A 25,586-nucleotide genomic window follows, 5' to 3' on the forward strand; every position below is an offset into this window, starting at 1 on the left:
GATTAGAATGAATGAATTAAGACAAACACCAAGACAAATCGTGAGTGAATTGGATCAATACATCGTGGGACAAGAAGCAGCTAAAAAATCTGTGGCTGTCGCTTTACGAAACCGCTACCGTAGACTCCAGTTAGATGAAAAAATGCAACAAGATATTACCCCTAAAAATATGCTGATGATTGGGCCAACAGGGGTTGGAAAAACAGAAATTGCTCGTCGACTTGCAAAAATCGTCAATGCGCCATTCATCAAAGTGGAAGCAACTAAATTTACAGAAGTTGGTTACGTTGGCCGAGATGTAGAATCAATGGTTCGTGACTTGGTCGAAAACGCGATTCAAATCGTTGAGAAAGAACAATACAGTCGTGTGTATACAAAAGCCAAGAAAAATGCTGAAAAACGGTTAGTGAAAGTTTTAGTACCTGGTATCAAGAAGGAACAAAAACAATCAACAAACCAATTTGAACAAATGATGAACATGTTCAATGCCTCTGCACAACAGGCTGAACCACAAGAAGAAATCACCGAAGACATTCGAGTTAATCGTCGCACCGTCTTGGAACAATTGGAAAAAGGCTTGCTGGATACGCGTGAAGTGACAATCGAAGTGGAAGAACAAAAGAAGTCCGCGCCAATGATGAACAATGGCTTGGAACAAATGGGCATTGATTTGAATGAGACATTAGGCGCGTTAACACCGACTAAAAAAGTAGAAAGAACAGTCACAGTAAAAGAAGCACGCGAAATTTTAATTCGTGAAGAATCTGCTAAACTTGTGAAAGATGCAGATATTCATAGCGAAGCAATCAAACTGGCTGAGTCAAGTGGTATTATTTTTATCGATGAAATCGATAAAGTGACTTCAAAATCACAACAGTCTGGTGAAGTTTCTCGAGAAGGTGTACAACGCGACATTTTACCAATTGTTGAAGGCTCACAAGTCAACACGAAATATGGTACGTTACAAACAGATCATATTTTATTTATTGCTTCAGGTGCCTTTCATTTATCCAAACCAAGTGATTTGATTCCAGAATTACAAGGACGCTTCCCGATTCGCGTCGAATTAGATGATTTGTCAGCGGAAGATTTTGTGAAAATTTTGACAGAACCTAATAATGCATTGATCAAACAATATATTGCATTGATTGAAACGGAGAATGTTTCCGTTACGTTTACTAAGGAAGCAATCGAACGAATCGCGCAAATTGCTTTTGATGTGAATCGCGACACGGATAACATCGGTGCACGCCGTTTACACACAATCTTGGAAAAATTATTAGAAGATTTATTATTTGAGGCACCAGATATGCAGATGGGTGAGATTACGATTACAGAAGCATATGTCAATGACAAATTGGTTTCAATTGCACAAAATGAAGATCTAAGCCGCTATATACTTTAAGAATCGGAGGACGACTATGACGGATTTGCTAACGAAAACCCGAAAGATCAACAAACTTTTACAACAAAAAAATACCTTTGATATGGATGCTGATTTACCGTATGACAAAATGGCAGTGACACTAGGTGGAGTGTTGGACAGTAATACGTATATCATTGGTAGCGATGGCGTGCTACTTGGTTATAATGAACGTCATGATGTGAATAATGAACGTGTGAAAACTATGTTCGTTGAAAAACAATTTCCACTTTCTTACACAGATACCGTAGATCAACTAGTTAAGACAGAAGCAAATATTCCAATCACTAGTGAAATTACAGCTTTTCCAGTAGAGTCAAGAGAAAAATATCCATTTGGCTTAACGACAGTCGTACCGATTTTTGGTGCGGGAGAACGTTTAGGAACAATTATTTTGTCACGAATGGAACAAGCATTTACTGACGATGATTTAGTTTTAGCGGAATATGGGGCAACAGTTGTAGGAATGCAAATTCTTTACCAACAGTCACGTAGCATTGAAGAAGATGTGCGAAGTGCCACAGCTGTGCAAATGGCAATCAATACTCTTTCTTACAGTGAATTAAAAGCAGTTCAAGCAATTTTCCATGCGCTTGATGGCGACGAAGGTCGTTTAACGGCGTCAAATATTGCCGATGAAATCGGAATTACTCGTTCCGTGATCGTTAATGCTTTGCGCAAATTGGAGTCTGCAGGTATCATTGAATCACGTTCTTTGGGAATGAAAGGAACCTACTTAAAAGTCCTTAATTCACGTTTTAAAGAAGAATTAGCAAAACATAGCTACTAAACGGAATCTTATTTTTCAGTTCACTGAGGGCAGTAGCAATTTCAAAAAATGGGGGAGTCACAATGACCGTAATTATTCAAAATGATCAGCTTATTGCTAAAATAGCTGAACATGGAGCAGAACTAATTAGCTTACAATCAAAAGAGCATAATCTTGAATATATTTGGCAAGGGGATCCAGAATTTTGGGGACGTCATGCACCGGTTCTTTTCCCATTTGTTGGTCGTTTGAAAAATGACGAATACATGTATCAAGGGAAAACGTATTCGATGGGGCAACATGGTTTTGCAAGAGATATGGATTTTGAAGTTATTGAGCAAGGACCAGAGCAAGCAAGTTTTCTGTTGAAAAGTACACCAGAAACGAAAAAAAATTATCCGTTTGATTTCGAATTAGTCATCACGTATGAATTAGGTGGCGACGGAATAACTGTTCATTACCAAGTGGAAAATGTTGGAGAAGAAGAAATGTATTTTTCAATTGGTGGGCATCCAGCGTTTAATGTACCATTGGAAGAAGGCTTGTCGTTTGATGATTTTTATTTGGCCTTCTCGCCAAGAAAATCAAGATTACGTTTACCATTGGCAGGACCTTATATCGATTTAGATCAACGAACATTGGGGCAAACAAATACGAACTTGGCATTAGATCGTGAGTTGTTTGACCAAGATGCACTTGTTTTTGAAACGAAAGGACTAAATGCCTATTCGATTCGTAGTGAAAAATCACGCCACAGTGTGACATTAAGCTATAAAGATATGCCTTACGTTGGTATTTGGTCACCTTATCCAAAAGAAGCGCCGTTTGTTTGTATCGAACCTTGGTGTGGGATTGCGGATACGGTGAATAGTAATGGAAGTCTGATGGAAAAAGTGGGAATCAATCAATTAGGTGCTCATGAAATTTTCCAAACAAAATACTCAATCACCGTGAAATAAACAAAAAAGTGAGCTACGACAAATGTCGCAGTTCACTTTTTTTGAGAAAGAAAAACTATTTTTTTTTGCTGCTATTTAAACCAAAAGGAATTCGGCTTTCAGTTTTGTTTTTGATACGTTGAATGTTTTCTTTGTGACGAAGAAAAATAAAAGATGACACTAAGAAAGCAATGATAGTTAACAGCCAATTATGTTCAGGTAAAATAACCGGTGCAATATACGGTAAGAAAATCGTTGATAAAGTAATCAACACAGCACTGATCATACTGCTTAAGCTTACCATGCTGGTGAAGTAAAGACTTACGACAAAAATTGTTGCAGAGTAGACGAAGAAAATGGGACTGAAACCTAGGAGCATGCCGGCGCTGGTTGCGACTGCTTTTCCGCCTTTGAATTTTGCAAAAATCGGAAAAGTATGACCGAGGATTGCACAGACCCCAAACCAAAGTGGATTGATTGTCGTGATGTGAAAAATAATTGGCAGACAAGTTGCCAGTGTTCCTTTTAAGATGTCCATTAGTAAGACAACGATTCCTGCTTTTTTGCCTAATACACGAAAGGTATTGGTCGTTCCAGTGTTTCCACTACCATATGCGCGAATGTCTTTGTTGAAAAAGATTTTTCCAATCCAGACGCCGGAAGGAATAGAACCCAAAAGATATGCTACAATAAGTAATAAGATCAATTTCATTTTTTTACCTCTTTCAAGTTGAAAACTAATGTTTATTTTAGCATGAATGAGTAGTAGGAACAATCGAAATTCACGAATGAAAGGAATGAGTAGGATGGCAGTTGAAAATCCAACCCAAGAAACAATTTTTGATTATTTAAAGTCAGCAAAAAATATTGCTGTTGTCGGTTTGAGTAATAAACCTGAACGAACAAGTTACCAAATCGCGAAGTTATTACAAGAAAAAGGATATCAAATTTTTCCTGTGAATCCAATTTTGGCTGGACAAGAAGTACTAGGTGAAAAAGTTTATGGTCATCTGACAGAGATTACAGAACCAATTGATATTGTTGATATTTTTCGACGTGGTGAATTTTTACCTGAAGTAGCACAGGACTTTTTGCAAACAGATGCAAAAGTTTTTTGGGCACAATTAGGAATTGAAAATGAAGAGGCAGCAAAATTATTACAAGCTGCCGGTCGAAAAGAGATCGTGATGAATCGTTGTATAAAAATTGAACTAGCTAAAATGGACGATAACTAGTCTGAGCAAGTGCAACGACCAAATAAATAAAGTTTTAATGTGCGAAAGGTGTTAATTAAAAGCAGGTTGGGTGACTGTTTCTCTTGATTTTTTCCCAACCTCTTTTTTTTCGCAGTTTTTTTTAGTATGATTAGTTCGATGCGGTCTTTTAAATTCCGCAAGTATTATTGAAGGAGCGTTTGCCTTGGCAAAAAAAGTAATCAATGAATATAATGATGCTTCTATCCAAGTTCTTGAGGGATTGGAAGCAGTTAGAAAACGACCAGGGATGTATATCGGTTCCACTGATAGCCGAGGCTTACATCATTTAGTGTATGAAATTGTTGATAATGCAGTCGATGAAGCTTTATCAGGCTATGGAAATGAAATTGATGTAGTGATACATAAAGATAACAGTATCACTGTAGTAGATAGCGGTCGCGGAATGCCAGTTGGAATGCATGCTTCAGGAATTCCAACGGTTGAAGTGATTTTTACAGTGCTACATGCTGGAGGAAAGTTTGGTCAAGGAGGTTATAAGACCTCTGGTGGACTGCATGGTGTCGGTGCCAGTGTGGTAAATGCCTTATCAAAATGGTTGACTGTAACTATTGTTCGTGATGGTGTTGAATACCAACAAAAATTTGTAGACGGTGGTAAGCCACAGGGGACATTAAAAAAACTTGGTAAAACAAAAAAAGCAAATGGAACCACGGTTCATTTCTTACCGGATGATACGATCTTTTCAACAGTGAAATTTTCATATGAGATATTATCAGAGCGTTTGCGCGAGTCCGCTTTTCTTTTGAAAGGCGTTCGAATTACGTTAAGTGATCTTCGCGGTGAAGAAGAGGTTACAGAAGTTTTTCATTATGAAGAAGGAATCAAAGAATTTGTCGAATACTTGAATGAAGAAAAAGATACATTGACACCTGTTGTCTATTTTTCTGGTGAAAAAGACGGTATCGAAGTGGAAGTTTCTTATCAATACAATGATGGCTATTCGGAGAATATTTTGTCTTTTGTTAATAATGTACGGACGAAAGATGGCGGTACGCATGAAGCAGGAATGAAAACAGCGATGACGAAAGCTTATAATGAGTACGCTCGTAAAGTTGGACTTTTGAAAGAGCGAGATAAGAACTTAGAAGGTAGCGATTTTCGTGAAGGCTTAGCGGCGGTTTTATCAATTCGTGTACCAGAAAACTTATTACAGTTTGAAGGTCAAACCAAGGAAAAATTGGGTACGCCAGTTGCTCGAACAGTCGTTGATAATGTCATTGGCGAACAAATGGGCTTTTATTTACAAGAAAACAGTGAAATGAGCCAAATGTTGGTCAGAAAAGCAGTGAAGGCTCGTGAAGCGCGAGAAGCTGCACGTAAAGCGCGAGAAGAAAGCCGTAATGGTAAAAAACGCAAAAAAGGCGAATCTTTGTTATCAGGTAAATTGACCCCTGCACAATCGCGTAATCCTAAAAAGAATGAGCTTTATCTAGTCGAAGGAGACTCTGCTGGTGGATCTGCCAAGCAAGGACGAGATCGTAAATTCCAAGCAATTTTGCCACTTCGAGGAAAAGTAATCAATACAGAAAAAGCGAAATTGCAAGACATTTTGAAAAATGAAGAAATCAACACCATGATTTATACGATTGGTGCAGGCGTAGGACCAGAATTTTCTGTTGAAGATTGTAACTACGACAAGATCATTATCATGACCGATGCAGATACGGATGGTGCGCATATCCAAGTGCTATTGTTAACTTTCTTCTATCGCTATATGAAACCATTAATTGAAGCCGGAAAGATCTATATTGCTTTACCACCTTTATACAAAGTTTCAAAAGGCCAAGGGAAGAAGCAAGTGGTTGAATATGCTTGGACAGATGAAGAATTAGCTGCAGAAATCAAAAAAGTTGGGAAAGGTTATTCATTGCAACGGTATAAAGGGTTAGGTGAAATGAATGCCGACCAATTATGGGAAACAACGATGGATCCAACTTCACGGACATTAATTCGTGTTCGAATTGATGATGCGGCACAAGCAGAACGACGTGTGACGACATTAATGGGGGATAAAGTTGAACCTCGGAGAAAATGGATTGAAAGCCACGTCCAATTTACAATGGAAGAAGACGGTAGTATTTTAGATAAAAAAGAAGACACTGAAATGACAGCTTCAACTTCAAGCGAACGATTAGATGAAGAGCATGAAGAGATTGAAAAGCCAATTCAGTTGTTTGATGTAGAATAGGAGGTCACCTGATGGAAAATCGACAAGAAATCCAAGAATTAACCTTAGAAGAAGTAATGGGTGACCGATTTGGACGTTATTCAAAATATATTATTCAAGAGCGTGCCTTACCCGACATTCGTGACGGGTTAAAGCCAGTCCAACGTCGGATTTTATATGCAATGAACAAAGATGGAAATACCTATGATAAAGGATTCCGTAAATCTGCGAAATCAGTCGGAAATATCATGGGTAACTATCACCCACATGGAGACAGTAGTATCTATGAAGCAATGGTTCGGATGAGCCAGGACTGGAAGCTTCGAGAAGTGCTGATTGAAATGCACGGGAATAATGGTAGTATGGACGGCGATCCTCCAGCGGCAATGCGTTATACAGAAGCGCGTCTGTCTAAACTAAGTGGTGAAATGTTAGCGGATATTGAAAAAGATACGGTTGATATGGTTTGGAACTTTGATGATACTGAAAAAGAACCAACTGTTTTACCCGCTAGATATCCGAATTTATTGGTGAATGGTTCAACTGGTATCTCAGCAGGGTATGCGACCGAGATACCAACGCATAATTTAGGAGAAGTCATTGATGGAACTATCTATCTGATTGACCACCCTAATGCAAGTTTAGATAAACTAATGGAGTTTATCCCAGGACCTGATTTTCCAACAGGAGGAATCTTGCAGGGAAAAGATGAAATCAAAAAAGCTTTTGAAACCGGACGGGGAAAAGTGATTCTACGTTCTAAAACCAAAATTGAAGCAATCAAAGGAAGCAAAGAACAAATTGTCATTTCAGAAATTCCTTACGAAGTGAATAAAGCAACCCTTGTGAAAAAAATTGATGAAGTGCGTTTAAATAAAAAAGTAGATGGAATTGCTGAAGTTCGTGATGAGAGTGATCGAACAGGTTTGCAAATTGTTGTGGAATTAAAAAAAGATGCAAACGCACAAGGGATCCTAAATTACTTATTTAAAAACACGGAACTACAAATCAACTACAACTTTAATATGGTAGCCATTGATCATATGACACCACATCAAGTTGGGCTAAGAGATATCTTAAGCAGTTATATCGGACATAGAAAAGATGTCATTACGAAACGTAGCCAGTATGATTTGGCAAAGGCACAAAAACGTCAACACATTGTGGAAGGCTTGATGAAAGCATTATCGATTTTAGATCAAGTGATTACGACAATTCGTGAAAGTAAAGATAAACGTGATGCAAAGAAAAACTTAGTGGATGTTTTTCAGTTTACTGAAGAACAAGCAGAAGCAATCGTGATGCTGCAACTTTACCGTTTAACAAACACCGATATTACTGATCTTCAAAAAGAATCTGAACAATTGATTGCGCAAATTACGGAACTAAATAAAATTCTTTCAGATGACAAAGAGCTGTTTTCATTGATGAAAAAAGAATTACGTGAAGTGAAGAAAAATTATGCAACGAAACGTATTACAAAAATCGAAGATGAAATCGAAGAAATAAAAATTGATACGAAAGTGTTGGTTGCGCAAGAAGACGTAGTCGTTAGCGTAACGCGTGAAGGTTATGTGAAACGAAGCAGCTTGCGTTCTTATAGTGCTTCGAAGCCAGAAGAGATTGGTATGCGTGAAGGCGATTATCTTTTGTATACTGGTGAATTAAGTACATTAGATCATGTCTTGTTTGTGACGAACAAAGCGAATGTGATCTATCGTCCAGTCCATGAGTTACCAGATCTAAAATGGAAGGAAGTTGGTGAGCACATTTCACAAACGATTTTGAATTTATCAATGGATGAATCAATTATCGCAGTGTTCCCATATACGAAAATACAACCAGAACAAACCTTTATCTTTATTAGTAAAAATGGCATGATCAAACAGACTAGAATGACTGAGTTTGAACCATGGCGTACGTATAAGAGTCGTCCGCTCAGCTCAATGAAACTAAAAGATGAGGACGAGTTGGTAGCTGTTTATTTGGAAGAAGGACAAGCGGATTTAGACGTCTTTCTAGTTACGCATCAAGGGATTGGCTTACGGTATCCGCTAGTTGAAGTACCAGTCGTCGGTGCAAAAGCAGCAGGAGTGAAGGCAATCAATCTGAAAGATGATGACACAGTCATCAATGGCTTATTAGTTTTTGCTGAAGGCGATACACCAATCGTAATCGTCACACAAAGAGGAGCCGTCAAACGAATGCTTGCACAAGAAATCTCGCAAACATCACGTGCAAAACGTGGGGTGCAAGTTTTAAGAGAACTAAAGAAAAACCCTCACCGAGTTATTTATATGTCTGAAGGAACAAGTCGTGAGCTAACAATCGTGAATCAAAAGGGCAAACAAGTGGAATTTAATCCAACTGATTTTCCAATTGGTGATCGTACGTCGAATGGTTCATTTGTGTTGGACGAAAAGCAAGGCGGAGAGATTATTGCTGTACTTGAAGCACCCGTCCCAAAAATCGAAGAATAACTGTATCATTTTTTCTTGAAGGAGCACGAACTGTAGTAGTACAATTCGTGCTCCTTTTTTCATTTGTAATATCGAAGAAATCTTACTTTTTTATTAAAAGATGAAAGTGTTCACAATGCCTAATGCTTGGTATTAAAGCATTGTTTAAAGATACATCAATTAAAATCTAAAAATTGTTAAAGAAAAAACAAGAAAACCCTTGCAAAGATGACGCTCTGTGTTATACTAATCACGTAAAAACTGTTACATAAAACAGAAACTTTTAGGAGGTCCATACAATGGAGCAATGGAATGGATTTAAAGGAAAAACCTGGAAAGAAGAAGTAAACGTTAGAGATTTTATCCAAGAAAACTATACCCCTTATGACGGTAATGACGAATTTTTAGCTGGCCCAACAGAAGCAACAACAAAACTTTGGGATCAAGTAATGGAATTGAACACACAAGAGCGTGAAGCTGGTGGCGTATTAGATATGGATACTAAAGTTGTATCTACAATTACTTCACATGGTCCAGGCTACTTGAACAAAGATTTGGAAACGGTTGTTGGATTCCAAACAGAAAAACCATTCAAACGCAGCTTACAACCATTTGGTGGAATCAGAATGTCTGAACAAGCAGCTGAAGCTTACGGATTTGAAATTGATTCAGAAGTTTCTCACATTTTCCGTGACTATCGTAAAACACATAACCAAGGCGTTTTCGACGCATACACACCAGAAATTCGTGCAGCACGTCGTTCAGGTGTTATCACTGGTCTTCCAGATGCTTATGGACGTGGACGTATCATTGGTGACTATCGTCGAGTAGCACTTTATGGTGTAGATTATTTGATTAAAGAAAAACAAGTTGATTTATCTAACTGTGGTATTGGTATCATGTCAGATGATATTATTCGTCAACGTGAAGAATTGAACGAACAAATTCGTGCGTTAAGCGAATTGAAAGAACTCGGCAATATCTACGGATTCGATATTTCAGAACCTGCTACAAATGCAAAAGAAGCTTTCCAATGGTTATACCTTGGATATTTAGCAGCAATCAAAGAACAAAATGGTGCGGCAATGTCATTAGGACGCACATCAACATTCTTAGACATCTATGTAGAACGTGATTTACAAAATGGCGTTATCACTGAAGAAGAAGCACAAGAAATCGTTGACCATTTCGTTATGAAACTACGTCTTGTAAAATTTGCTCGTACACCGGATTACAACGCTTTGTTCTCAGGGGACCCAACTTGGGTTACAGAATCAATCGCTGGTATGGGTGAAGACGGACGCCACATGGTAACTAAAAATAGTTTCCGTTTCTTACACACATTATCAAACTTAGGACCAGCTCCAGAACCAAACTTAACTGTTCTATGGTCAACTCGTTTACCACATAACTTTAAAACTTTCTGTGCTAAAATGAGTATCCAAACATCAGCTATCCAATACGAAAATGACGATGTTATGCGTAAACATTGGGGCGATGACTACGGAATTGCTTGTTGTGTATCAGCTATGCGAATCGGTAAACAAATGCAATTCTTTGGAGCTCGTGCAAACTTAGCGAAAACATTGTTATACGCAATCAACGGCGGGGTTGATGAAAAATCAAAAGCACAAGTTGGACCTAAATATCAACCAATTACTTCAGAAGTTCTTGATTACAATGAAGTAATGGAAAAATACGACGTTATGATGGACTGGATTACTGAATTATATGTAAATACATTGAATATCATTCACTATATGCATGATAAATATTCATACGAACGTATTGAAATGGCTTTACAAGATACAGACATCTTGCGTACAATGGCAACTGGTATTGCTGGATTCTCAGTAGCAGTTGACTCATTATCAGCAATCAAATATGCAACTGTTCGTACAGTTCGCGATGAAAATGGAATTGTTGAAGATTACGAAATTGAAGGCGACTACCCTAAATATGGTAACAATGATGATCGTGTAGATGAAATTGCTATTCAATTATTAAAAACATTCATGACAAAAGTTAAACGTAACAAAACTTATCGTGATTCAACACCAACAACGTCAATTCTTACAATCACTTCAAATGTTGTGTATGGTAAGAAAACTGGTAATACACCTGATGGCCGTCGCGCAGGCGAACCATTTGCACCAGGTGCTAACCCAATGCATGGTCGCGATACACACGGAGCATTAGCAAGCTTGTCTTCAGTAGCAAAATTACCATATGAATATTCATTAGATGGTATTTCAAATACATTCTCAATCGTACCTAAAGCTTTAGGTCGTGACGAAGAAACGCAAGAAGAAAACTTGGCAACAATGCTTGATGGTTATGCGAAGAAAATGGGTCACCACTTGAATATCAACGTGTTCAACCGTGACACTTTATTGGATGCCCAAGAACATCCAGAAAAATATCCTCAATTAACTATCCGTGTTTCTGGATATGCAGTAAACTTCATTAAATTAACACGCGAACAACAAAACGATGTAATTGCACGTACAATGCACGAATCAATGTAACAAAAGTCAAGGAGGCGGATGGACTGATTCAGTCGATTCGCCTTTTTTTACTCGAAAAGTCATTATTAGGAGGACACGTCTATGACAACACCTGTAACAGGTTTTATTCACTCAACTGAAAGCTTTGGGTCCGTTGATGGCCCTGGTATCCGTTTTATCGCATTTATGCAAGGATGTCGGATGCGTTGTCAATTTTGTCATAATCCAGATACTTGGAATATTGGCGGTGGTGTTGAACGTACAACAGACGATGTGTTAAATGAAGCACTTGCTTACCGAGAATTTTGGGGAGATAAAGGTGGTATTACCATTAGTGGTGGTGAGCCATTACTGCAATTAGATTTTTTAATCGATCTTTTTAAAAAAGCAAAAGATCAAGGGGTTCATACAACGATTGATACCTGTGGCAAACCATTCTCCCGCGAAGAACCGTTTTTCAGTAAATTTGAAGAACTAATGGAATACACGGATTTGTTATTATTTGATATCAAACATATCGATAACGATCAACATAAGATTTTGACAGCAAATGGGAACCAAAATATTTTGGAAATGGCAAAATATTTGTCAGAAATCGGTAAACCAGTTTGGATTAGACACGTCCTTGTTCCTGAACGTAGTGACTACGATGAGTATCTGATTCGGTTAGATGAGTTTATTAAAACGTTGAACAATGTTGATAAGGTGGAGATTCTTCCTTACCACACTATGGGTCGATATAAATGGGAAACATTAGGCTTGAAATACCCACTGGATGGAATTGAACCACCAACGAAAGAGCGTGTAGAAAACGCAAAACAACTACTGCATACAGAAGATTACCAAGGATATTTAACTAGATAGTTTTGAAACGGAAAAGGAAGTTAGTATTGCTCTTTTCCGTTTTTTTGCTATTATTAAATAGGAGAAAGAACAAAGGAGCGAATGACATGTCAAAAATTTTAGTTTTTGGACACCAAAATCCAGATACCGATGCAATTGGAGCGGCGATTGCATTCTCACATTTACAAAATGAATTAGGCAAACAAACAGAAGCTGTAGCATTAGGAACGCCTAATGAAGAAACACAGTTTGCCTTGGAATCATTTGGTTTAGCGGCACCTCGCGTAGTAGAGTCAGCGAAAGCAGAAGATGCAGCTGTCATGTTGGTTGACCATAATGAATTTCAACAAAGTATTTCAGATATTGCTGAGGTAACGATTTTATCAGTAGTTGATCATCATCGTATCGCAAATTTTGAAACAGCTAATCCTTTATACTACCGTGCAGAGCCAGTAGGTTGCACAAGTACAATCGTTTTAAAAATGTACAAAGAAAATCAAGTAAGCATTCCAAAAGAAATAGCAGGAATCATGCTTTCTGCTATTGTTTCTGATACATTGCTATTCAAATCACCAACTTCTACCCCAGAAGACGAAAAAGCAGCGCAAGAACTTGCAGAAATCGCAGAAGTGGATCTAAATGTTTATGGTTTAGAAATGCTAAAAGCTGGTACAAAATTAAGTGATAAATCAGCTGCAACTTTGCTTGATTTAGACGCAAAAAGTTTTCCAATGGGTGACAAAAACGTCCGCATTGCCCAAGTCAACACGGTTGATTTGAATGAAGTAATGGATCGTCAAACTGAGTTAGAAGCAGCAATGGCTGAAGAAATGACTACAAATGATTATGATTTGTTTGTCTTAGTCGTAACAAATATTTTAGATAGCGACTCAGAATTATTAGTTGCTGGAGATGACAAAGAAAAAGTTGAAGCAGCATTCCAAACAAAATTAACAAACAATCGTGCATTTTTAAAAGGTGTTGTTTCTCGTAAAAAACAAGTTGTTCCTCAATTAACAGAAGTTTTTAGTTAATTTACTGATCTAGCTGAGTCGAGTGTAAACTACGACTCAGCTTTTTTTATCACGAATAAAAGATAAAATTTAAATGGAATGAGGGAGCAAATGAATTATTTTTATTCACCAAAAAATAAAGTTTATCAAAAATTGGTGGCTGATCCGCTGTTCTCACCAGTTATTACTTATTTAAATGAACAGCCTGAGCCGGTCATTTTGAGAGAATTAAAAAAAGTATTTCCTCAGCGAAAGTTTGAACACTTTTTGGATCAACTAATTGAAGCTGGACTAATTCTGCGTGAGGAAAGAAGGTATAAGTTAAACTTTCCCATCTTTACAGAAAATGAAGCTAGCTATCAAGAAATCATAGCTAATCAAGTACAACGATTAAGTGAACAGTTGTCTAAATTTTCCCAAGTGGAACAACAATTCATCGTGGGAGAAACACTTTGGTCCACTTGTTTTGAAGAAGACAATCAGGCTTTTTATGGTTATGAGGGAGAAGGGGAAACGACACGAAAAACAATTGCCGGAAATGAAGACTATCAATTTATTTCGATTTCTACTACAGAAAATTTTCCAGTAACATTGGCTAATTATTTCTTCGTTCAAAAAAATAAACCTACGCAGTTCCCCAATTTCTTTTCATTAGCAACTTTGCTGGGAGATGTGAATGAATCCTATTATTTTGATCAAGTAGAAGTGATTATTGAGCGCGTTCGATTAAATAAATTTAAAAATCGTCGTCCAAATATTTTTTTGGAATCCTTAATCCAAACGAAGACAATTCAAGCAGAACCAACGTTTGAATTACTGTTACCAGTTCTTGAGAGTAAAAAAGAGTTGACTGCCATCCAGTTTGCTGAGATTGTTGATTTAACAGAATCGGAACTTGCTTTTGTTAACAGAAGAATTTACGAAGAAGTGAAAAAAACACTTGGTTTAACGGTGTATTCTTATATCAAAGCAAAATAAAAAAGACAGACAAACGTTCAATCGTTTGTCTGTCTTTTTACTTATAGGATTTATTTCGTTGATATTGCCACATTAGAAATGCTAAACAAATCACAAATAAGAAATCAAAACAATTACTTACATCTTGAATAATCGTTGTTTGAATTGTTGGTGCAAATGCCAGAAACAAAAAGGCAAAGAAATTATAACCAAAACAAATGAGTGAGACCCAGCAGAAAAAAGGACTTAATTTTAATTCTTTAAAAACCAATGCGAAGAAAAAGAAAGAAAAAATTGCTAAGGTGACAACCAAGCCATTTAAAATGAAAAAGAACAGCGAATTTTGATTAAAGGTGTACAGTAACACAGCTAAAAAGGAAAACAATTTTAGTGCGATAAAAATAAAGGAAGCTTCTGCTAATGCTTCTGTTTTTTCTAGGTAGACGTAGCGTGAAAAAAAGATTGCAAACAGAAGCGATGATAAAGAAGACAAGATAAGTAAACCAGCGCTTTGGTCTAGCGTATTAAGCGTTGAGTAATCTAGTAAGAGCCATCCCAGCGCATGATTTGGTGCATCAGAAGTTGTAGAAAAGGTATGTAGTGCAAAGAATAGGATTGCCGAGAGTCCAAATAGCGAAGCTAATTGGAGATAAATCATTGTTTTTCGATTCATTCAACTTGTTCTCCGATACTGAAAATGATAGTTTGCATATATTATCATAACAAAACAATGAGCTTCTGTCGAGGTTTAGACAAAAATAAACCGGTTCAAACAAGTAATATTGTCTGATCCGGTAGGAGAAAACACTTTTGATTTTTCAATTAGTAAAACTTAATTTTTCTGACGTTTCCGAACTTTTTTTGTCCAAAATCCACCAGAAATATATTTTGGTTCGTAGGAAATAATGAATGCACGTTCTTCAACTGTTTTAATCAAGTTATATAGTTCACGTTCACTTTTACGAGGGGAAAGAATTTCTAAAACTAAACGTTCACCTTCAAGCCCCATTGCAGAAGTCTGTGTAACACCATAGCCATTTTCTCGTAAAATTCGAGGAAGGTTTTTATCTTCCGAAGTATTCGTTGGTAAAATTGTTGTAACCATGATGTAGCCAAGCGCTAATTTATCTTCGATTAAGATGCCAACACTTATCCCCACAGCATAGCCCAGTGCGTAAACAAATAGATTTAAAGGATTATCTAAACGATCAAGGACCAGCGAAAGTCCCATAATATAAATGATTATTTCAACCATACTAACAAGTGGTGCAATTAAACGATACCCTTTCATTGTCAGCATAAATCGTAGGGTATTTAGCGTAATATACGCAAAATTGATAATAAAAATCATCAGTAACATTTTTGGATCAACCATCAAACCACTCCTCCTATATCTTTCTTCTCTACAATAGCAAAAAAAACAAAAATTGGGAAAAATTTAAAGTATCTTCATTTGAAATAAATTAAAAAAGGATTATAATTATATTATAAAGACAGTGAGTAGGTGATGCAATGAAAAAAATCAATCAACTGATTTGTGTTAGCCATCTATTAAGTATGATCTTTAGTGTGTATTTAGCTGTTTATGCTGTTCAAGAAACGTTTGAGGTAGAAAATCTGTTCTTTCCGTTATCCATTATTGATTACTTCCTGATAAGTGTTATTTTCTTTTTAGTACTTTTTATTGGAAGTATGTTTGGTGGTGTAGCGAGTTTTCTTCGTTTTTCGATTTATCCGTTATTAACTCTGATCTTAGGAATAATCGGAATCGTTGCTCTTTTTTTATTTCCACAATGGTATTTAAGGCCAGCTTTACTGCTTTTTGGTAGTGTTAGTTTTTTTCAATTTTTAAGTAGTAGCTGGTTATTTTTTCAACATATAAATTTAATTAAGTTAGGTGACTCGAAATGAACCCAATCATGATGAAACGTAATGTGAAAGCAATTCCTGTATTAGAAGTTGTTTTAGAGGAACTAAAACAGACAAAAATTCCAGTGGTCATTTATTATCACGGCTGGCAGACAAGTAAGGAATTAGTTTTGACACAAGGCAGAAAGATTGCTCAATATGGGATTCGAGTTATTTTGCCAGATGCAATGAATCATGGGGAGCGAAAACAACCGGTATCCTCCATTCCTTCATATACGTTTTGGAATAGTATTTATGGTAATTTATTTGAATTTGACACACTAATAGAACATCTTGATAAACGTGGACTTTTACATGAAAAAGTAGCTGTAGGTGGTGTTTCAATGGGAGGGATGACTACTTGTGCATTACTTAGTCAGCATCCTAAGCTAATTGCAGGAGCCTGCCTAATGGGTTCTCCTGCGCCCCTTGCTTATGGACAAGGAATTCAAGCCCGTGCAAAAGAATTCGGCTTTCGTTTACCTAAGGACTATTTTGAATTGATTTCTTGGGTAGAAAGATATGATTTATCTTTAAGCCCTGAACGTTTAGCAGGAAGACCTTTGTTTTTCTGGCATGGAAAGGAAGATGAAAAAATTCCTTTCAAGCAAACCGCTGATTTCGTGAAGGCGAATCAATGGACCAAAGCGGGACGACAAATTATTTTTCATCCTTCAGAAAAGCAAGGTCATTTAGTTGAAATTCCATTGATGGAAGAAGCTGCTGAATTTTTTTACAAGTGTTTGATTAAAGAAAATCATGAAGGAAAGATGTAAGAGAATAGTATTTAGTAGTGAAAATAGAATAAGGATTTTTGAATAAAGAGCTGACTTTTTTGAGCAAAGTACTTATCTCTAGAAAAATGAGGTTGGAAATTTCTTTGATTCCAATCTCTTTTTTTGACTTTTTTGTTTAATGATAGAAAAGATATGGAAACTTGACTATAAAATGAGATGAATTTCGGTATAATAGAAGTTGAAATAAATTGGTCTATGTCCTTCATCGTGAGCTGTATTCGCGAAATTTTTGTTAGAAAGAGGTAGAGCTATGACAACTCTAGCAGACGTAGCAAAATTAGCAAATGTTTCAAAGATGACTGTATCAAGGGTTATCAATCATCCTGAACAAGTCACTGATGAGCTGAAAGAACTGGTTTTTTCAGCGATGGCTGAATTGAACTATCGCCCTAATATTGCGGCAAAAGCACTTGTTTCTAATCGATCACAAGTAATCAAATTGTTTATTTTAGAAGAAATCGACACAACAGAACCGTACTATATGAACTTGCTGATGGGAATCGCGAATCGAATTGGTCGAGCACATTATTCATTACAGTTAGTGACAACGAGTGGCTTCGATGTGGGTGCTTGTGACGGCTACATCATTACAGGAATGCGTGAAAAAGATTTTGATTGGATTGCTCGTCTGGAGAAGCCGGTCGTTTTATTTGGAGAAAATGATTTTGGCTATGATTATGTAGATAGTGATAATCAATACGGCACAACGAAAGCAACTGAATATGCTCTATCACAAGGATATGAATCAGTGGTTTATATTGGAATGGATGTGGCAGAGCCTTTTGAACGTGCCCGAGAAGCAGGATACTTAGCCATTATGAAGGAACAAAATTTGCCGACAAAAACCGTTCGTTTTCCCAATCATTCAACAAAGACGGAAGAATATATTGATACGCATTGGGATGAATTTGATAAGAATACTTGTTTTGTTTGTAGTTCAGATCGTTTAGCTTTGGGTGTTGTCCGTGGGATTATGAAAGCTGGCGGGAAACTTCCGGAAGAGTATGGGGTAATCGGCTTTGATGGCGTCTTTTTAGATCAGATTAGTTCTCCTAAGTTAACAACGGTGAAGCAAGATATTATTCGGATGGGAGAAGCTTGTGGTGAAATGTTGTTGAAAAAAATTGATGAAAAAGGGGCAAGTCAAGGGTATCGGCGATTTTTTCCAGAAGTTATTTTGCGTGAAACGACCAAATAATACAAGTTTTCTTTAAAAAGAGCGTATGATTTCTGAAATTTATCAGCGCATTATTACTGAAATGGTTGAAATTATGCTATGATTGAGAAAAGTTCCGTTTTGAAAAGGATGAATTAAATGAAAGAAATCAAGCGAAAGCATTTTCGTTTTCCCGCTTATGATGATGAAACAGGAGTAAAATTAAGTACTGAGTCTAATCGCGTTTTATTTGATGGTGTCGATGATTTGATGAGCAAAACAGATCAGCATCCGCAACAGCGTTATGGTCGGACAAAAGAGTTTCACTTTGATGAGAGCGAACGAGAACAGACACACCAGCGAAAACAAAGACGTACGATGAGTGGAACGACAAAAGGTACACCACGTCAAGAAAAGTTGGAACATTATAAAGAGAATTTACCAGAATATGGAAAGCACTATCAGCCTAAGACGACATCGACTGGTCGAAAGCAGCTTTTTGGTGAAAAAAATCACGTTCAAACGAATCAACAGGTGACATCACCTACACGTAATACAAAATCTTCAACAACAAATAACATCACTCATGAGCGTTCTTATTTTGTACCAAAATTTATTCCAGCATCCATTATTCCAGACCCTAGAGAAACACAGGTGACGGAAAATGAATTGATTCAATCAATGAAAAAAGAAGAAGATGCGTACTTGCTATTTGATACTGAGCCAACGCCGTATCAAGAGAAAAAAGGGGATAAAACGGTCAAGTCTTTTCACAAAGGTGAAGAAGAAACAAAAATGAAGGCAACAAATAAAAAGACAACTAAAACAAAAAAAGCACATGGTGTGTTAGAACGATCACTTCATGGATTGATTGAAGATCAAGGCAATTCATTGACAGAAAATAGTTATTTCAAGCAATAACAATGGATGATTGAAAATGATGAAAAGAGCAATGATGCAAATCATCGCTCTTTTTGTGTTTTGTTAACTATCTGTGAAAGTGGTTTGGGTAGTTTTGTTAGTCGGTGGCGCAACTGATTTTATGCGATAACCTTAGATGTTCACAATTACTTGAATGTAGGTGAGTTACAACCTTATCCGCGGTGTTGCCCAAGCAACTCCTCGAAATAGCTTGCACTCACTTCAAAATATGAAAAGCTATTTTGAGTGCTTGCTCGCTATCTGTTCGGAGCTAAGCGATTTGCGCCACAACCTTATCCACGGTGTTCCCAAACCAACTCCTCGAGATAGCTTGCACTCACTTCAAAATATGAAAAGCTATTTTGAGTGCTTGCTCGCTATCTGTTCGGAGCTAAGCGGTTTGAACCACAACCTTTAGAAAGTAGGGAAAATCATGACAAAACAAATGAAAAAAATTGGCTTTTATCAAGGATTACCAGTCGAAGAAAAAGATAGCTTCATCAAAATAATGGATGTTGTACCTGTTGCGACTGGCCACGATTTATTAGTAGCAGTTGACGCGATTTCTGTTAATCCAGTTGACACGAAGCTTCGCCAGGGGGCGGCAAAAAAAGAGCAATTAACCGTTTTAGGTTTTGATGCAGTTGGACGAATCCTCGCAGTAGGCGATGCTGTTGAAAAGTTTCAAGTGGGCGAACGCATTTTTTATGCAGGAAGCAGCAAACGTCCAGGAAGTAATCAAGAGTTTCAATTAGTTGATGAAAGAATCGTTGCTAAAGCACCCAATTCTTTATCAGATGAAAAAGCAGCTGCATTACCATTAACTAGCTTGACAGCTTTTGAATTATTATTTGAAAAATTTCAATTAACACCACAAGCGAAAGCAAATGTAGGAAAGAAAATATTAGTCATCAATGGTGGGGGTGGTGTTGGTTCCATTTTGACTCAACTTGCTAACTGGAGTGGTCTTGAAGTATTTGCAACAGCCAGTGTTAAAAATTTTGAATGGCTTCGTAACAATGGCGTGGATCATCCATTAGACTATCACAAAGATTTAAAGGAACAATTAATTTCTTTAGGGACGAATCGAGTCGATTATGTGGCCGTATTGTATGATGTGCTACCTTATTTCCAGCAACTACCAGAGCTTGTTCAGCCTGGAGGACGAGTAGGTTCAATCGTGGGTGTCAATCAGCCACTGCCAATTGGTGAATGGAAAAATCAATCAATTAGTTTTGACTGGGAGTACATGTTTGCGAAAACAGATTTTGACTATAAAATTGAGACACAAGGGGAGATCTTAGCAGAAATTGCTACTTTAATTGATGAGAAAGTAATTCATAGTCATGTGGGTAAAATTTATCAAGGAATTTCTGTCGCCCATTTGAAGGAGGCAACAAAAGATGTCGAAGAGGGGCACGTTCAAGGAAAAGTGGTCTTAACTGGCGGTTTTGTTGACTAAATAGATAAAAAGAGAGCTAGGATATCTGTAGGGCATCCAAAAGTTAGGTTAAAAAAGCAAACTTTTGAGATTCAGTACATTCCGAGCTCTCTTTAAATTTGATAAAAGAATTGTATTAAATGGGTTCTTGATATTCAGGTAATTCTTCAAAAGGCGTTGTAGTTTCTTCTAAAGTCACCATGGAATCTTTCGCTGATTGAAAGAAATCAGGAAGCTGGACGTATTTTACTTTGTTTAACGTATAAGCTAAAACAGAACAGCTCAGTAAAGTATATAAGAAGTGTCTAAGATCAAGATATAAAAGGGACACTACTAAGATAACAAAAGTGACCAAGAAAAGACTCTTTCCGATTTTAACATGAAAATATTTTTCAATTGCTTGATATAAAATATCCGTTCCGCCCGTACTGCCCCCAAAGCGAAAAACTAATCCACAACCGATTCCAGAAAGCAGACCAGTCATCAGACTATTAATGAACAAGTTCCCAACGGCAAACTGTATATGAAGACTTTCCCATAAATGTAAAAAGAAAACCAACGCAAATGTTCCAACAATCGTACGAAGAAATGCGTGTTTTCCAAAAATAAATAATGAGATCAGTAATAATGGTAAATTAAAGACTAATGAAGTGATTGAAGGTGCAAATCCAAAAAGATTATTTAGCAGTAACGCAATACCTGTCACCCCGCCATCAGCAAGTTTTGAAGGTACATTGATTCCTGTTACAGCAAGCCCGTAGATCCCAGCACCTAAAATAATTCCACCAAGGTCTGTAAATAAATGTAGTTTTTTCATCTCTAACCCCTTTTCTGTTTGAAAATTTTCAGCAACCCCTATATTATACAAATAGAATCAATTCTTCAAGGGGTAAAAAGAAATTTTTTATCATCAGAAAACTTTTTCTTAGGCTAACAAAAATAAAGGAGAAGATTATGCGAGCTGCTGACTTATTAACTATATTGACAAATCCACCACGAAGCAAAGAATATCAAGGGATTTTCTTAATGACTAAAAATCATAAACGGCCAGTTACAACAATTGAAATCACACAAAAAAATGAAGTGATTTTACATTTTAATCAACAAAAAAACGTGCTGACAATGAAAGAAATCTTAGTCGGACTAATGATGAATCGTGAAAAAAATATCTACTATCAAGTGGATAATGAAATTATGCCATTATACGGTGTGAAAGAAACAGGAACAGAATTAATAATTTAAATAAAAAAATAAGCGTATGAAGCGTTGTTTTTTTTAAATGATATTTTCCGATGGGACGGTAAAATTTGAATAGATTTAAAGCGATAGATTTTGTTATTATTTAAATCGGGGAAAGCAATTACGTCACATAACGAAGGGGGGATGAAATGAGTCAGAAAAAGCTAATGATCGTTACGACATTTCTGTTAGCTATTTTCTTGATAAGTCCAGTAGCATTTGCCACACAGGGGAGCGAAGCATCACTTACTGTGCACGGAATGATTTATAGACGACCACTGGGAGAAACGATGATCAGTATGCGAGAACAATTGCCAAAAACAACAGATGTTCATTCGGCAGCATTGGTTTGGTTGGGGATATGTCTAGTCTGTATTTCATTCATCGGTTACCTGCTTGGACGAGAGGAAACGAACTTTTTTGGGGATAAGAACAATGTCATAAAAACAATCCAAAGTAGTTACCAATCTTTTACTAACTATGTAAGAAACGTCATTAAAAAAAGAGCTTTGTACATAAAACGTAGTTAAGCGTTTATCTTATCGTTCTTTGTAGGAAATTGTCAAAGAGCATAGGAGCACATAATGGAAATGAGTTATTTTTTTATAGAAAGTTTATCTGATGATTAAGTTGAAGTAACCTTACCTAGTTATGATGCCAAGTAATGCATTTCTGTAGGAAAAATGTGGGTACGAATATCAACATGGTAAAAAGAAATAAAAAAATTAAAAAGAAGTTAGGTTAAGAAAGAAATCCCCCAAAGATTCCTCTCTCATCCTAGCTTCTTATTTTGCTATTAGCGGACGTCCGTTGAATCTATGGTAGCAATGACTTAACAATAATGCCAATAATTATACTTGTGAAAAAAGTCACGGCAAAAAAACATAAAATAAATGACGCATTTTTTTGTCAAAAAAGTAAAAACGTCTTGTTTTTTAACAGTTATGCGCAGAAAACAACTTTTTTTTACATTTCTCACAAAAATTTAGTCTGCTCACCTATAATTGTAAAGGAACAAGCCAGTAAAGAAAATTATCTCCCCCACGAGATTTCCACTTTATTGGCTGTTTTTCTTCTTATTGATTTGTTGGACTGAACTGCAGAGGCAGAAGAGTCCTAAAAATTCCCCATCATTTTGTTGTTTTTAGCTAAAACAGAAAGACCAGAAAGATCATTATGATTTTTCTGGTCTTTTTGGTGTAGTAAGGCAACATACTTGGGGAAAGTATTTGATAGGTTTATACTTAAAAGATGACAAAAATTAATTGAGAAAGAGGAGACAAATGAATCAGTTTATTCAAATTCTTAGTGAACGGAAAGCAGAATTGCTAACGGCTACGTTCCAACATTTATCGATTTCTTTTTTTGCGTTGCTCATTGCAGCCTTGATTGCGATTCCTCTCGCAATTTGGTCAGTGAGTCATAAAAAATTAGCAGAAGTTTTATTACAAATTACTAGCGTATTACAGACAATTCCTTCATTGGCTTTATTAGGTTTATTGATTCCGTTTGTTGGAATTGGAACAGTTCCAGCCTTGATTGCTCTAGTTATTTATGCGTTATTACCTATTTTTCAAAATACGTATATCGGTTTAACTGAAATTGATCCATCAATTGAGGAGGCCGCAATTGCCTTTGGAATGTCTCGGATACGTCGCTTGATTAAAGTAGAATTACCCATTGCGTTACCAGTGATTATTTCGGGTATTCGTACAGCTTTGGTTTTGATCATCGGAACAGCCACTTTAGCGGCATTAATTGGTGCAGGTGGCTTAGGAACGTTTATCTTGTTGGGAATTGACCGTAACACACCTGTGTTAACATTGATCGGTGCAATTAGTTCAGCATTGCTAGCTATTATTTTTAGTAGTTTGATTCGTTTGTTGCAACGTGTTCGACCAATATACACCTTGATTGTGCTAGCCTTGACGATTGGCGTACTTGGAGGTATATCAGCATACCAAACATTTTTTGTGAAAGAAGAGTCTGTAGTAATTGCAGGAAAACTCGGTTCAGAACCAGAAATTTTGATTGAGATGTATAAAGAACTGATTGAAGAAAAAAATCCGGATCTTGCTGTCGAAGTAAAACCAAATTTTGGAAAGACGAGCTTTTTATTTAGCGCGTTGCAGAATGAGCAAATTGATATTTATCCAGAATTTACTGGAACAGTTTTAGAAAGCTTAGTCAAAGTTCCTGATGCAATGAAAGAAACAAAGTTGTCAGAAACAGATACGTATCAACAAGCAAAGGAATTGCTCCATCAACAAGAAGCAATGACTTTCTTACAGCCAATGGCTTATCAAAACACATACGCATTAGCAGTGAAAGAATCCTTTGCCAAAGCAAATCAGCTAGAAACAATTTCGGATTTGATCAAAGTGAATGACCAGATCAAAGCAGGTTTTACCTTAGAATTTATTGATCGTAACGATGGTTATCGGGGGATTCAATCAGTTTATCATCTAGAGTTTCCAAGTGTTCAAAGTATGGAGCCAAGTCTTCGTTACCAAGCAATCAAAAATGGCGACGTTAATGTGATTGATGCTTACTCGACAGATAGCGAGTTGAAAGAATATGGGTTAGTTGCTTTAAAAGACGATCGCCAACTATTTCCACCTTATCAGGGTGCGCCTTTAATGAAGGAAAATTTTGCTAACAAACATCCGGAAGTCGTGAGTGCCTTGAATCAACTTGGTGGAAAGATCACCGAAGAAGAAATGATTGACATGAATTACCAAGTCAATGTTGAAAAAAGAGAACCAGCACAAGTTGCCCATGATTTTTTAGTGACGATTGGGTTAAGCAAGGAGGCTGAAAAATGACAGAAATCATCGAGTTTCATCAAGTTCAAAAAAAATTTGCTGACAAAGTTGTGATTGACCAACTGGACTTCGTTGTTCATCCAGGTGAGATCTTTGTGTTAGTTGGTCCTTCTGGTAGTGGGAAAACAAGTACGTTGAAGATGATTAATGGTTTGATTAAACCAACAAGTGGTGAGATTTATTTTAAAGGTCAGAAACTAACTAGTTACAATTTACAAAAATTACGTTGGAAAATGGGGTATGTTTTACAACAAATTGCGTTGTTTCCAACCATGACCGTCAAGCAAAATATTGAAGTGATTCCAGAGATGTTAGGTTGGGAAAAGGGAAAACGGGAACAACAAGTAGACCAATTATTGGAAAAAGTGGGGCTGTCTCCAGCGGATTATCGGGACCGTTTTCCTCGGGAATTATCTGGAGGTGAACAGCAACGAATTGGGATTTTGCGTGCAATTGCTGCGAACCCAGAAATCATTTTAATGGATGAACCTTTTAGTGCTCTTGATCCTCTTTCACGCACTTCATTACAAGAGTTAGTGCTTTCCTTACACCAAGAATTAGGAACGACCGTCGTTTTTGTTACCCACAATATGGAAGAAGCAGTCAAACTGGGAAACCGAATTGGTGTTATGAAAGATGGTCGATTGATTCAATGTGATACGCCAGAAAAACTGTTGAAGCAACCGAATAACGCGTTTGTTCAAAGCTTTTTTGAAGAAACTAGCCAAAAAGAAATTTTGGTAGAAGAACTGATAGCGTTAGGCTTTTATGCTAAAGAAATAACAGATAAAAATGTTCCTGTGGTTGAGTTAACGACGCCGCTAACTCAAGTTTATGAGAAATTAGCCCAAGCACCAATTGTCCAAGTCCTCAATCAAGGAACTTTAGTTGGAGAGTTGTCTGGTCAAGATGTCTTTGCCTTTTTAAGTCGAAAGGAGTAAAAAAA

The 25,586-nt window shown here is 36.9% G+C and carries 23 protein-coding genes; 19 read left to right on the top strand and 4 right to left on the bottom strand.

What is annotated here, in order from left to right; genetic code table 11:
* Window positions 1–7: 7 nt before the first annotated feature.
* From hslU to IGJ93_RS04790, 3 genes are all read left to right on the top strand, one after another.
* The gene (hslU, locus tag IGJ93_RS04780; RefSeq protein WP_067485008.1) at window positions 8–1,405 is read left to right on the top strand and encodes an ATP-dependent protease ATPase subunit HslU; all 1,398 of its coding nucleotides are present in this window, start codon (window positions 8–10) and stop codon (window positions 1,403–1,405) included.
* A gap of 16 nt (window positions 1,406–1,421) precedes the next feature.
* Window positions 1,422–2,213 carry a GTP-sensing pleiotropic transcriptional regulator CodY gene (codY, locus tag IGJ93_RS04785; RefSeq protein ID WP_067485011.1) on the top strand — a complete coding sequence of 264 codons (792 nt, stop codon included), beginning with the start codon at window positions 1,422–1,424 and terminating at the stop codon, window positions 2,211–2,213.
* A gap of 62 nt (window positions 2,214–2,275) precedes the next feature.
* Window positions 2,276–3,151 carry an aldose 1-epimerase family protein gene (locus IGJ93_RS04790; RefSeq protein ID WP_071869353.1) on the top strand — a complete coding sequence of 292 codons (876 nt, stop codon included), beginning with the start codon at window positions 2,276–2,278 and terminating at the stop codon, window positions 3,149–3,151.
* Window positions 3,152–3,206: 55 nt separating this feature from the next.
* Here the strand turns inward: IGJ93_RS04790 and plsY are convergent, their stop codons facing one another.
* Window positions 3,207–3,842 carry a glycerol-3-phosphate 1-O-acyltransferase PlsY gene (gene plsY / locus IGJ93_RS04795; protein ID WP_067485017.1) on the bottom strand — a complete coding sequence of 212 codons (636 nt, stop codon included), beginning with the start codon at window positions 3,840–3,842 and terminating at the stop codon, window positions 3,207–3,209.
* A 94-nt stretch (window positions 3,843–3,936) separates the two neighbouring features.
* Between plsY and IGJ93_RS04800 the strand changes: the two genes are divergently transcribed.
* The 7 genes from IGJ93_RS04800 to IGJ93_RS04830 all read left to right on the top strand — a co-directional run bounded on the left by IGJ93_RS04800 (window position 3,937) and on the right by IGJ93_RS04830 (window position 14,374).
* Window positions 3,937–4,365 carry a CoA-binding protein gene (locus tag IGJ93_RS04800; protein WP_071869352.1) on the top strand — a complete coding sequence of 143 codons (429 nt, stop codon included), beginning with the start codon at window positions 3,937–3,939 and terminating at the stop codon, window positions 4,363–4,365.
* A gap of 184 nt (window positions 4,366–4,549) precedes the next feature.
* On the top strand, window positions 4,550–6,595 hold the full coding sequence (parE, locus tag IGJ93_RS04805) for a DNA topoisomerase IV subunit B (protein ID WP_071869351.1): 2,046 nt from the start codon (window positions 4,550–4,552) through the stop codon (window positions 6,593–6,595).
* A gap of 11 nt (window positions 6,596–6,606) precedes the next feature.
* Window positions 6,607–9,054: a DNA topoisomerase IV subunit A gene (parC, locus tag IGJ93_RS04810; RefSeq protein WP_067485026.1), complete on the top strand. Its 2,448-nt coding sequence runs from the start codon at window positions 6,607–6,609 to the stop codon at window positions 9,052–9,054.
* A gap of 278 nt (window positions 9,055–9,332) precedes the next feature.
* Window positions 9,333–11,561 (top strand): formate C-acetyltransferase, encoded by a 2,229-nt coding sequence (gene pflB, locus IGJ93_RS04815; RefSeq protein WP_067485029.1) that lies wholly within the window; start codon window positions 9,333–9,335, stop codon window positions 11,559–11,561.
* A gap of 81 nt (window positions 11,562–11,642) precedes the next feature.
* The gene (pflA, locus tag IGJ93_RS04820) at window positions 11,643–12,404 is read left to right on the top strand and encodes a pyruvate formate-lyase-activating protein (protein ID WP_067485032.1); all 762 of its coding nucleotides are present in this window, start codon (window positions 11,643–11,645) and stop codon (window positions 12,402–12,404) included.
* Between the two features lie 86 nt (window positions 12,405–12,490).
* The gene (locus tag IGJ93_RS04825) at window positions 12,491–13,417 is read left to right on the top strand and encodes a manganese-dependent inorganic pyrophosphatase (protein ID WP_086271049.1); all 927 of its coding nucleotides are present in this window, start codon (window positions 12,491–12,493) and stop codon (window positions 13,415–13,417) included.
* Between the two features lie 90 nt (window positions 13,418–13,507).
* Window positions 13,508–14,374, top strand: coding sequence for a DUF1803 domain-containing protein (locus tag IGJ93_RS04830; protein ID WP_075491190.1), 867 nt, complete (start codon window positions 13,508–13,510; stop codon window positions 14,372–14,374).
* Between the two features lie 37 nt (window positions 14,375–14,411).
* Here IGJ93_RS04830 and IGJ93_RS04835 read toward each other — a convergent pair whose 3' ends face one another.
* Together IGJ93_RS04835 and IGJ93_RS04840 are read right to left on the bottom strand one after the other, a co-directional pair.
* Window positions 14,412–15,026, bottom strand: a complete 615-nt coding sequence (locus IGJ93_RS04835; RefSeq protein ID WP_067485039.1) for a hypothetical protein — start codon at window positions 15,024–15,026, stop codon at window positions 14,412–14,414.
* Window positions 15,027–15,185: 159 nt separating this feature from the next.
* Window positions 15,186–15,728 (bottom strand): DUF2179 domain-containing protein, encoded by a 543-nt coding sequence (locus tag IGJ93_RS04840; RefSeq protein ID WP_067485041.1) that lies wholly within the window; start codon window positions 15,726–15,728, stop codon window positions 15,186–15,188.
* Window positions 15,729–15,865: 137 nt separating this feature from the next.
* Between IGJ93_RS04840 and IGJ93_RS04845 the strand changes: the two genes are divergently transcribed.
* The 5 genes from IGJ93_RS04845 (at window position 15,866) to IGJ93_RS04865 (ending at window position 20,597) form a co-directional block, all read left to right on the top strand.
* A complete protein-coding gene (locus tag IGJ93_RS04845) occupies window positions 15,866–16,264 on the top strand; it encodes a hypothetical protein (protein WP_067485042.1) in 399 nt (132 codons plus the stop codon).
* Entirely contained in the window at window positions 16,261–17,037 is a 777-nt protein-coding gene (locus tag IGJ93_RS04850) for an alpha/beta fold hydrolase (protein WP_071869385.1), read from the top strand. The genes IGJ93_RS04845 and IGJ93_RS04850 overlap by 4 nt, the downstream gene beginning before the upstream one ends.
* Before the next feature lie 271 nt (window positions 17,038–17,308).
* Complete coding sequence (locus IGJ93_RS04855; RefSeq protein ID WP_271027177.1) at window positions 17,309–18,256, top strand: LacI family DNA-binding transcriptional regulator; 948 nt, start codon at window positions 17,309–17,311, stop codon at window positions 18,254–18,256.
* A 117-nt stretch (window positions 18,257–18,373) separates the two neighbouring features.
* Window positions 18,374–19,135 (top strand): hypothetical protein, encoded by a 762-nt coding sequence (locus IGJ93_RS04860; RefSeq protein ID WP_067485052.1) that lies wholly within the window; start codon window positions 18,374–18,376, stop codon window positions 19,133–19,135.
* A 433-nt stretch (window positions 19,136–19,568) separates the two neighbouring features.
* Complete coding sequence (locus IGJ93_RS04865; RefSeq protein ID WP_067485054.1) at window positions 19,569–20,597, top strand: zinc-binding alcohol dehydrogenase family protein; 1,029 nt, start codon at window positions 19,569–19,571, stop codon at window positions 20,595–20,597.
* A gap of 115 nt (window positions 20,598–20,712) precedes the next feature.
* Here the strand turns inward: IGJ93_RS04865 and IGJ93_RS04870 are convergent, their stop codons facing one another.
* Window positions 20,713–21,393 (bottom strand): YitT family protein, encoded by a 681-nt coding sequence (locus IGJ93_RS04870; protein WP_071869388.1) that lies wholly within the window; start codon window positions 21,391–21,393, stop codon window positions 20,713–20,715.
* Window positions 21,394–21,530: 137 nt separating this feature from the next.
* Here IGJ93_RS04870 and IGJ93_RS04875 point away from each other — a divergent pair, with 137 nt between their 5' ends.
* The 4 genes from IGJ93_RS04875 (at window position 21,531) to IGJ93_RS04890 (ending at window position 25,581) form a co-directional block, all read left to right on the top strand.
* Complete coding sequence (locus IGJ93_RS04875) at window positions 21,531–21,818, top strand: hypothetical protein (protein ID WP_075491184.1); 288 nt, start codon at window positions 21,531–21,533, stop codon at window positions 21,816–21,818.
* A 146-nt stretch (window positions 21,819–21,964) separates the two neighbouring features.
* On the top strand, window positions 21,965–22,345 hold the full coding sequence (locus IGJ93_RS04880; RefSeq protein WP_075491182.1) for a hypothetical protein: 381 nt from the start codon (window positions 21,965–21,967) through the stop codon (window positions 22,343–22,345).
* A 753-nt stretch (window positions 22,346–23,098) separates the two neighbouring features.
* Window positions 23,099–24,640, top strand: a complete 1,542-nt coding sequence (locus tag IGJ93_RS04885) for an ABC transporter permease/substrate-binding protein (RefSeq protein WP_071869391.1) — start codon at window positions 23,099–23,101, stop codon at window positions 24,638–24,640.
* Window positions 24,637–25,581 (top strand): ABC transporter ATP-binding protein, encoded by a 945-nt coding sequence (locus IGJ93_RS04890; RefSeq protein WP_071869392.1) that lies wholly within the window; start codon window positions 24,637–24,639, stop codon window positions 25,579–25,581. The genes IGJ93_RS04885 and IGJ93_RS04890 overlap by 4 nt, the downstream gene beginning before the upstream one ends.
* The last annotated feature ends 5 nt before the right edge of the window (window positions 25,582–25,586 follow it).

Source organism: Enterococcus sp. DIV0174 (genome assembly GCF_050529065.1).
GTDB classification, from domain to species: Bacteria; Bacillota; Bacilli; order Lactobacillales; family Enterococcaceae; genus Enterococcus_B; species Enterococcus_B thailandicus.